The sequence below is a fragment of the Alphaproteobacteria bacterium genome (genome assembly GCA_035625915.1).
In the GTDB taxonomy this organism is placed as follows: domain Bacteria; phylum Pseudomonadota; class Alphaproteobacteria; order JACZXZ01; family JACZXZ01; genus DATDHA01.
Map to the genome: position 1 here is coordinate 24,042 of DASPOR010000009.1, position 9,009 is coordinate 33,050.

The 9,009-nt window shown below is 59.7% G+C and carries 7 protein-coding genes and 1 riboswitch; of the genes, 4 read left to right on the forward strand and 3 right to left on the reverse strand.

From position 1 onward, the window contains the following. Positions 1–256: 256 nt before the first annotated feature. Genes VEJ16_00925 through VEJ16_00935 form a run of 3 tightly spaced genes read right to left on the reverse strand, consistent with a single transcriptional unit; the run spans position 257 to position 4,235 of the window. Positions 257–1,933, reverse strand: a complete 1,677-nt coding sequence (locus tag VEJ16_00925) for an FAD-dependent oxidoreductase (protein HYB08215.1) — start codon at positions 1,931–1,933, stop codon at positions 257–259. A 38-nt stretch (positions 1,934–1,971) separates the two neighbouring features. After that, positions 1,972–3,027, reverse strand: a complete 1,056-nt coding sequence (locus VEJ16_00930; GenBank protein HYB08216.1) for a succinylglutamate desuccinylase/aspartoacylase family protein — start codon at positions 3,025–3,027, stop codon at positions 1,972–1,974. A 35-nt stretch (positions 3,028–3,062) separates the two neighbouring features. Beyond that, entirely contained in the window at positions 3,063–4,235 is a 1,173-nt protein-coding gene (locus tag VEJ16_00935) for a M24 family metallopeptidase (protein HYB08217.1), read from the reverse strand. Between the two features lie 176 nt (positions 4,236–4,411). Beyond that, positions 4,412–4,473: riboswitch (Fluoride riboswitch) on the forward strand. A gap of 163 nt (positions 4,474–4,636) precedes the next feature. On the opposite strand from VEJ16_00935, the gene VEJ16_00940 reads away from it, so the two are divergent. From VEJ16_00940 to VEJ16_00955, 4 genes are all read left to right on the forward strand, one after another. Further along, the gene (locus VEJ16_00940) at positions 4,637–5,821 is read left to right on the forward strand and encodes a cation:proton antiporter (GenBank protein HYB08218.1); all 1,185 of its coding nucleotides are present in this window, start codon (positions 4,637–4,639) and stop codon (positions 5,819–5,821) included. Further along, on the forward strand, positions 5,814–6,233 hold the full coding sequence (locus VEJ16_00945) for a universal stress protein (protein ID HYB08219.1): 420 nt from the start codon (positions 5,814–5,816) through the stop codon (positions 6,231–6,233). Before VEJ16_00940 ends, VEJ16_00945 begins: the two co-directional genes overlap by 8 nt. A 120-nt stretch (positions 6,234–6,353) precedes the next feature. Then, the gene (locus VEJ16_00950; GenBank protein ID HYB08220.1) at positions 6,354–7,550 is read left to right on the forward strand and encodes an MFS transporter; all 1,197 of its coding nucleotides are present in this window, start codon (positions 6,354–6,356) and stop codon (positions 7,548–7,550) included. Positions 7,551–7,735: 185 nt separating this feature from the next. Next, positions 7,736–9,009, forward strand: a 1,274-nt coding sequence (locus VEJ16_00955) for a tetratricopeptide repeat protein (GenBank protein HYB08221.1), incomplete at its 3' end; no start/stop codon positions are given.

Consider the following 9,009-nt stretch of genomic DNA (forward strand, 5'->3'; position numbering starts at 1 on the left):
TGTCGGTCCCGCTCGCGCGAGGCCTGACGGACGAAACGCCATGATATCACCGGCCATTGTGGTTCGCGACACTCGTAATTGTGCCGTCTGAGCCGGGCCACTGCGGCCGACCGGCGAACCAAGGGGCAGTTCTGCGGAACACCGCTGCGTGTGACATTAGCGGAGCGATCCTCGTAAATGGGGTGGCTATGTCGGACGTGGATCGGCGCGCAGCCCATGCCAGGGGCGAACCAACTGCAACCGCTCCGTGTAATTCTCACCGGTTCTCTTTTAAGAGCTGTTTGCCACAGATATAACCCCATGTTAGGCAGGGCCCTATCGTCGTTCCGGCGCCGACGGCACGGGTGCCGATGGGATTGGCCATTGCGTTGCCGGCGCAATAAAGCCCGGTGATGACGCTTCCGTCTGGACGAAGCACTTGGCCGTGTTCGTTCGTTCGCGCCCCTCCCTTCGTTCCGACAATCGAGCGATTGAGCGGCCACGCGATGAAGGGTGGGCGGTCGACGGCGCCGAGCGCGAGATTGCGGCCGCTATCGATCGAGCCTGACTTGTATCTCTCCCACGCACTCTCGCCACGGTGGAAATCCGCGTCGCGCCCTGCGGCAACGAAGCCATTATACCGCGCGAGTGTCTCAGCCAATGCCGATGCCGGAACGTCAATTTTTGCAGCCAGGTCCTCTATCGTCGCTGCCCGACGCATCCAGTCCTTCCTGTGACGCGCGTACCAGCGAAAGACCGTCCAGCTGTAAATGAAACGAGAATCGCCAACCAGCCAGCACGGTAGGTGAAGCGGTTGGCCTGATTTCGGATCGCGGCGATCGATCGCCTCTCCAATGTTGTAGTCGAACTCGCTGACGAATCTGCGGCCCAGACGATCCACTACAATGCAGTGCGGGTGCAATTGAAAAGGGATCGGGATTCCGTGGAGCTTGCCCTCATAAACAGTCGGCAGTGCCGGAAAGACGTTCGCTTGATCCATGCGATCCACCGCGGCGCCCACCTCTTCTGCCATCCTCTGGCCGTCGCCAGTATTCGTGCTGGGGCTTAGGATCCAGTCGAGGGGTCCGGGGAAGTGCTGCGCGTAGCGTCCTCGGTCCCACTCGAAACCGCCTGTTGCCAGCACGACTCCGCGGCGGGCAAAGCAGCGTTCAGGCTTTCCTCCGCGATCCACTTCAACCCCATCAACGTGCCCCGACACAGGATCGACGATGAGCCCGGTGACCCGACACGCGAGCTCTAGCCGGCAGCCATGGTCCAGGCATCCACGAAGCAATCCTACGACCAGCGAATTCCCCTGGCCCGCACGGTTCGTCAGCACTCGGGCCAACAGGATCGGCGCTAACCGCAGCACCGCCGTGACCGGGTGACCATAGGGGTCGTACTCCTTGATCTCCGCATAGGTGAAGAGGTGCGGCAGTGTGGAGCGGCGAATTTTGTGCGCGTATGCGGGTCCAACAAGCCAACGGCTGAGCGGTAACGGTGACAGCATCCGCCCCTTGACCTTGCCGCCGGTCTTTTCCGCCTGAGGGTCTGGCTCGTCGATTAGCTCGAAGCGAAGTGGCGTATGACGCTCCAAGAACTCCAGCATGGAAGGGGCCTGGTGTACGAAACTTTCCCACAGGTGATTCTCGGTTTCCTGCCAACCTTCCGGGGAGGCGGCGCGCAGATAGCGCAGCGTCTCCTCCGCGCTGTCGTCAATGCCGGCTGCGCGCGCGTGATGATTTGCCGGCACCCATGTCCCGGCGCCCGACATGGCGGTCGTGCCTCCGATTTTCTCGCTTTTCTCGAAAATCAAGACATCGGCGCCGCCAACCGAAGCGACCAGCGCGGCGCTCAAGGCTGCAGCGCCCGAGCCGATCACGATGACGTCCGCCGATAGATTCGTCTGACCGCTCTCTTCCGACTTGGTCGCGGTTGTTGCAGATTTCGCCAAGGTTTCGTCCTTTTTCCTTGTTGTCCCTTGCATATCAATCAATCTTCGCGAATTTCATCCGCCAGCATGTCGGCGGCAATCACGGCAACGCAGTCGCCGCGCTGCACCAATCCCGGCACATGGCGACACACCACAGTACCGCTTCGCCCGGCGTACTGTACGACCGGCGGCAGTTCGGGTTGTTCGAAGAGATGGATTTGTCCGACCGCGTCGCCCGCTCCGACGTCGTGGCCCAGACCGACCAGGATCTCGTAAATTCCATGGGCGTTGGCGGTCACGTAGGACGTATTGTCCGGCGTGTGCATGAGTCGAGTGCTGGGCCGCACTTCATTGCTCTTGCGCTCTTCAAACATACCGAAATGCTCAAGCAGGTTGCGCACGCCGCGCTCCGCGATCGCGACAGTCTCGCGGGTTACCGTCCCGCCGCCGCCAAGCTCCGTCGAGATGAACAACTTGCCCATGTTCTCGACGGTCGTATCCAGCATGCCGGCAGAGTCGAGTTCGACGAGCACGAGGCCAATCGGAGCTGCGAATGCATTGAGTGCGGCAAGCGATCGGCTCATGAGATCGGCGTTCGAGACGCGGTGAATGATGGCCGCCGGCAGAAACTCAAGCGTTTTGCCACCCGAATGGAGATCGACGACTGCGTCGGTGAGCGGCAGGATGCGCTGGCTGACGTAGTGCGCGATCAGCTCCGTGACAGTGCCCTCTCGACGACCCGGGAACACGCGATTCATGTTGAGGCCGTCGATCGGCGATAAGCGAGTCCCGGCCCACACGGCCGGTAGGTTAAGGCATGGAATAACGATCAGCCGGCCCGAGATCTGAGCGGGGTCGAGTGCGCGGCAGAGTTTCAAGAGGGCGATCTGTCCCTCATATTCGTCGCCGTGATTTCCGCCGGTGAACAGGACGGTGGGTCCATGGCCATTGGCGATGACGACAATGGGCTCGAGGATGGTGCCCCAGGCCGAGGCGTTGTGCGAATGAGGAATCCGCAAATGGCCGAATTGCTTTCCCTGCCTGTTGAAATCCAGCGTAGTCGTGACACGAGGCGGAAGCGCATTCTGCGAAGCGTTCGGCGCGGCCGTGGTCATTTCTAGCATCCCAAGGGTCCGAAGTCGGTGTTTTCTCATTCCTTGACGAAAAGCCGGCGGGGAACGTTGGCAAGAGGTGACGCGCCGCCGTCGGTAACGCGAAAGCATTCGCTGATCTCGATGCCCCAGTCGTCCTTCCAGATTCCCGGTATACAGTGGATCGTCATGTTCGGTTGGAGCACAGTTTTGTCGCCCGGGCGCAGGCTCAATGTATGTTCGCCCCAGTCGGGAGGATAATTCAATCCCGTCGAATATCCGATGCGCGAGTCCTTGACCAGGCCACTCTTGGCGACGGTCGTCCGCCAAGCTGCCTCAACCTCTTCGCACATCGCCCCCGGCTTTGCAGCATTAAGGGCGGCATTCAGACCTTCGACGACGACCTTGGCGGTATCCTCGACCCGTGTCGAGGGTTTTCCGAGAAACACCGTGCGCGCCATGGGACAATGGTAGCGCTGCCGGCAAGCGGCCAATTCGAGGATCGTTCCTTCGCCGGCGCGGAACGGCTCGTCCGTCCAGGTGAGGTGCGGCGTCGACGTGCCGATGCCGGACGGAAGCATTGGGACGATTGCCGTGTAATCGCCACCGGTCTCCGGCGTGCCGGCGATTTCAGCGCCCACGATTGCGGCGGCTGCGTCGCATTGTCGAACCCCGGGCCGGACGGCATCGATCGCCACCTGCATCACCTTCTCGAGGATGCGCGCAGCCGCTTGCATCTTGGCAATTTCGGCCGGTGACTTGACCACCCGAATCCAATTCACGAGCGCATTCGCGTTCTTGAACACGGCATTCGGCAAGCGTTGACGGAGGGATTCGTATCCTTGAGGCGAAAAATAATAGCTATCCATTTCGAGGCCGATCGCGCGCTTTCCCCAACCTTGTTCGATTACCTGATCGGCGACGAACTCCATCGGGTGCCTGACGACCGAGTGCACGTAATCGTCGTGGTAGCCGCGAATATTTTCAGGCGCAAGATACGTCGTAACTTTTGCGCCGTTGGCGTCGATCCCGCGGCCGATCCAGTACGGCATGGACTCGTCGATCGCAATGACGACCATTTGCGGCACGTAGAACGACCACCCATCGTAGCCGGTCAGATAGTTCATGTTGGCCGGATCGGTCGAGAGCAATATATCGATGCCCTCTTGCGCCATCCGTAACTTGGTCTTTTGCAGGCGTTGCGCGTATTCGGAGCGCTCGAAAGGTAACATCTCGTCCCCCTGCAGTTTCCGTGTGCCGCCCCGTTGAAGGTTAGCGCATCGCCGCTGCCGCTTCGAGAGCACTGATTGTTCGAAAATCTGCTTCAGGATACCAGACGCCGCACAAATCCGGCGGAGAGTGCATGTCCACGTGACTTGATCCTCGCTGCGAATCCCGATAGCCTGTCGGAATGTAAGGGGATGGGGTTCCCCAAAACCGCCCGAACGGGCTGATGACCCCTACCGCGTGAGCGCGCGGTGGGGCGTTTTGCGAAGGCCCGCTGCGCGGCGGGCTTTTATTTCCCGCCCTCACGCCAGGTTCATCACGCGCGTCCGCCCGGTTGACGTTCCGGCCGCAGTGCGCTCGGCTCGAAACGCGCCGTCCCGCAGACGGCGCAAGTGGGGAGCGAAAAATGGAAAATCTGTGGTTCGCCTCGGCACTTTGGATCGGGTTGGCGCTGATCGCCTCGGTGGCGCAGCTTTGGGTGGCGGTCTCGGTGGCGCTGCTCGAGATCGTCTTCGGCGCCGTCGCTGGCAATGTCACGAATCTCACGCTGACGCCATGGGTGAATTATCTCGCAGGCCTCGGGGCGATATTGCTCACATTTCTTGCCGGCGCCGAAATCGACGTGAAAGTGATTCGCCGGCACTTTGCATCAAGCATGAGTATCGGGGTGGTGGGCTTCTTCGCCCCCTACCTTGGTGTGCTCGCCTATGCCCACTTCGTCTCGGGCTGGCCTTGGCCGCAAGCCCAGATCGCAGGTATCGCGCTTTCGACCACGTCGGTCGCAGTCGTATATGCGGTAATGGTGGAAACGGGATTCAATCGAACGGAGATCGGCAAAGTCATCCTGGCGGCATGTTTCGTGAACGACCTTGGCACTGTTCTGGCGCTTGGGATTGTGTTTGCCAACTACAACCTTTGGCTCGTGGCATTCGCCGCCGCGACAATTACTTCGATGTGGTTGCTCCCGCGATTTACTTCCCGATTATTCGCAATAATGGGTACCCGCGTCAGCGAACCGCAGATCAAATTCGTGATGCTGATCTTGTTCTTCCTCGGTGGCCTTGCGGTCACCGCGAGGAGCGAGGCGGTGTTGCCGGCTTATCTAATCGGAATGGTCCTGGCGCCCATATTCTTGGCGGATAAGGAGCTCACACACCGTGTGCGCGTGATTACCTTTACCGTCCTTACGCCCTTTTATTTTCTCAAGGCCGGTTCCCTCGTGCGGGCCGATGTGATCGTCGTTGCGGCGAGCTCCATCTTAATTTTTCTGGCGATCAAAATGGCCACGAAGTTTGTGAGTATTCTGCCGCTAACCCGCATCTTCCGATTCGAACAGCGAGAGGGAATGTATACGACACTTATGATGTCGACTGGACTTACTTTTGGGTCGATTTCTGCACTCTTCGGCCTCACCAATCACATCATCGACGAGCGTCAATACACCATATTGCTAACCTCTGTGATCGCGAGCGCAGTCGTTCCAACACTAATAGCCCAACGTTGGTTCCAGCCAAAATTCAAACCTATCGACCAGGAAATCGCTACGATATCCGAAGCAACGGCAAGCGTGAAAGGGAAACAAGGTGTTTAGCAAAATTCTCGCCGCGAATGACGGGTCGCCAGGAGCAGTTCGCGCACTCGGAGCAGCCATTTCACTTGCAAAATTGCACCAGGCGGAACTTCATATGATCACGGTCGAGGCAATACCTCATTTTCCGGCCAGCATCGATGAGGTTGAGGAAGAGAGGTATGAGGCAAATCACCGCTTCGCGCCGGTGATTGACAGTGCGCGAAACCAAGCGAAGGCAGCGCGCGTGAAAATCGAAATCCATTTGGTGCCCGGCCATGTGATCGAGGGGATCGTCGAGTTCGTCAAAACCCATAATGTCGATCTGCTCGTGGTCGGCTTCATGGGTCACTCCCAGCTTTATGAGCGGATAATCGGCAGTACAACCGATCGCCTAGTGCGCCTTGCACCGTGCTCGGTGCTCGTCGTCAAGTAAAGAGGATATCCGCCCGCGTCAGACGCCTTGCCCCTTGCAGCGGCGAAGTCAGGTCAACCAATTACACCGCCCGGCCGCAGGAGGGTTTTTCAGAAACTTGCCAACGGGTATGTTGACCGAATGACGCCCCGTTCTAGCCAAGCGGCCCTATGGATCGGAGCACTGACCCGTCGGAAGGCGGCCCGGTTTTCGGCGCTCTTCTTTCTTGCAGCGGTCCCGCAAACAATTCAACTCACCGTGGTTCCGCTTGAGGCATTCCGGGTGCTCGGAAGTGCTCGGGCGGTGAGCGTCCTATATCTCGCCGTAAGCTTCGCCGGACTGGCCGGGCGACTCGGCATCCCTTGGCTCATCCGGCTCGTCCGTCGTCGCTGGGTCTTCAGCTTGGGCACACTCAGCTATGCGACTGCAGCGGTTCTGCTTTCGAGCGAGACGCCGCCCGGGCTTGCGATCGGGATCGCGCTCAACGTCTTTGGCGCGGCCTGCCTCGAGATAACAACCAATCTCTACGTCCTCGACCACATCCCACGGCACGAGCTCAGCCGCTTCGAGCCGACGCGGATTTTCGTTACCGCGGCGCCCTGGACGATCGGACCTTGGCTTGGTGTGTATCTACAGCAAACCCTCGCGCCGGCAGCGCCTTTCGTCATTGCGGCATCGGGCGCGCTCGCACTTTTGGGACTCTTTTGGTCTCTCCGGCTCGCCGAAAACACCGTTCTTCAGGGCATGCGGCGACCCCCGCCCAACCCGCTCCGATACTTGCGCCGCTTCTTCAGGCAGCCGCGTTTGAGGCTTGCCTGGACCCTCGCGGCCGGACGCGCTTCGTGGTGGAGTATGTTCTTCATCTATGCGCCAATTTTCGCGGTGACCGCAGGCTTGGGCGCCGAGACGGGTGCGGCGATCGTCTCGATCGGCACCGCCTTGATGTGGTCCGTTCCGGTATGGGGCTGGCTCGGGCGTCGGTATGGCCTGCGCCGTCTCCTCTTCGCGGGTTATATGGCGACTGGCGCCTTGAGCGTCATCGCTGCGCTGGCCGTCTCAAATCCATGGGTTGGCGCCGCCACGCTGCTGGTGGCAGCACTTGCGGCAGAGACCATCGACGGGGCTGGCAACTTGCTTTTCCTCCGTGCCGTGCACCCCTATGAACGCTCCGAGATGACGACCGTCTTCGTGAGCTATCGCGACATCGCGCAGTTGGGCCCACCGGCAGTTTTCTCTGTCCTCCTGTCACTCTTCAGCCTCTCCTCGGTCTTCATGGCGGGAGGAGTCATGATGCTTTGGATGACGATATTTACCCGACACATACCGCGCCGGCTTTAGAACGCGCTCCGAAATGGTTAACGCGCTGTTTTGGGGGAGATCGTTGAACGCTGTTGCAACGTCAATGCACTACGCGCACCATGGACCACGCGGGACAGTGAGGAAAGTGGGCGGACCCACAGCCAATCATCGGTTCAGCCGAGACTTTTCCCTTAGCAATAGCGGTAGCGCGCATGGACGGAGGGTTGGCGCAAACGGCGGATATCGACAGGCAAATAGGTCGCATCGCCGCGAGGGCATTTGCACGTGCGATCGCGGCGTTCTTTCTATTTATTGAAGTAGGATGCAGCGCCGGCGGTTCGCCAGATATTGCCGCTGGTCTGGCAGCGGAAAAGCAAAACGATCAAAGCGACGCTATCCGGCTCTATTCGCGCGCCCTTGCCAGTGGAGATCTCTCGCACGACGATCAGGCAATTGCGCATTTCGACCGGGGAATCGCATTCCGAAAGAGCGGGCAAATCCGCAGAGCGATTGGCGACTTCGATGCCGCTCTCCGGCTCAAGCCCAATTTTCCGGAGGCTTACGACGAACGCGGTATCGCAAAGGACGTGGACGGCGATGTGGACGGTGCTATCGCGGATTACGGCGAGGCCATCCGCCAAAATCCAAACCTCGCAGACGCCTACAATAATCGTGGCTACGCCTGGCAACAAAAGCGCCAGTATGACAAGGCCATTCTCGATTACGATGCCGCGGTAAGGATTCAACCCGACAATTCTCGGGCCTACACGAACCGTGGCAGCAGCCACCAAGCCCTAGGTCAATATGACAAGGCCATTGACGATTTCAGCGCCGCCATTCTCCACGCGCCGAGTAATCCGCCGGAGGCACACGATAGCCGCGGGCTCGCCTACAAGGCCGCTGGTCGCTACGACGAAGCGATCGCTGACTACAATGAAGCAACCCGGCTCAGCCCGAAATTTGCTCTGGCCTATGCGCATCGGGCGCTTGCCTACCATCTCAAAGGGCAATACGAACGGGCGATTGCTGATTACGATACCGCGATCCAACTTAACGCCGACGACCCCGATGTCTATGGAAATCGCGGCCTCAGCAGATTCGCACTCGGACAATACAGTGCCGCTGCCGAGGACTTCGGGCAGAGCATGAAGCTTCACCCAACGAACAGCTATTGGCCGATTTGGCTTCATTTGGCGCGCGCAAAAGCTGGTGCCAGCGATGCGGAGGAGTTTGCACGCAACACCGCGGCGATTGACCGTACCAACTGGCCGGGCCCGGTTGTGGGGCTTTATCTCGGCCAGATCGCTCCCGAGCAGGTGCTCGCCGCCGCGACCGAAGGTTCCGCGAACACCCAACGCGTTCGGAATTGTGAGGCGGCCTTCTTTTCTGGCGAATACGAGTCCCTTAAGCGAAATCTGCCTGCGGCACGTTCGCTCCTGCAACAAGCTGTAGAACAATGTCCGCCGGACTTCGCTGAGTATGCCGGCGTCGGCGCAGA

Coding starts and splice junctions, on each gene's coding strand:
- VEJ16_00930 (HYB08216.1), bottom strand. CDS start 3,027: ATGACCACGGCCGCGCCGAACGCTTCGCAGAATGCGCTTCCGCCTCGT.
- VEJ16_00935 (HYB08217.1), bottom strand. CDS start 4,235: ATGTTACCTTTCGAGCGCTCCGAATACGCGCAACGCCTGCAAAAGACC.
- VEJ16_00940 (HYB08218.1), top strand. CDS start 4,637: ATGGAAAATCTGTGGTTCGCCTCGGCACTTTGGATCGGGTTGGCGCTG.
- VEJ16_00950 (HYB08220.1), top strand. CDS start 6,354: ATGACGCCCCGTTCTAGCCAAGCGGCCCTATGGATCGGAGCACTGACC.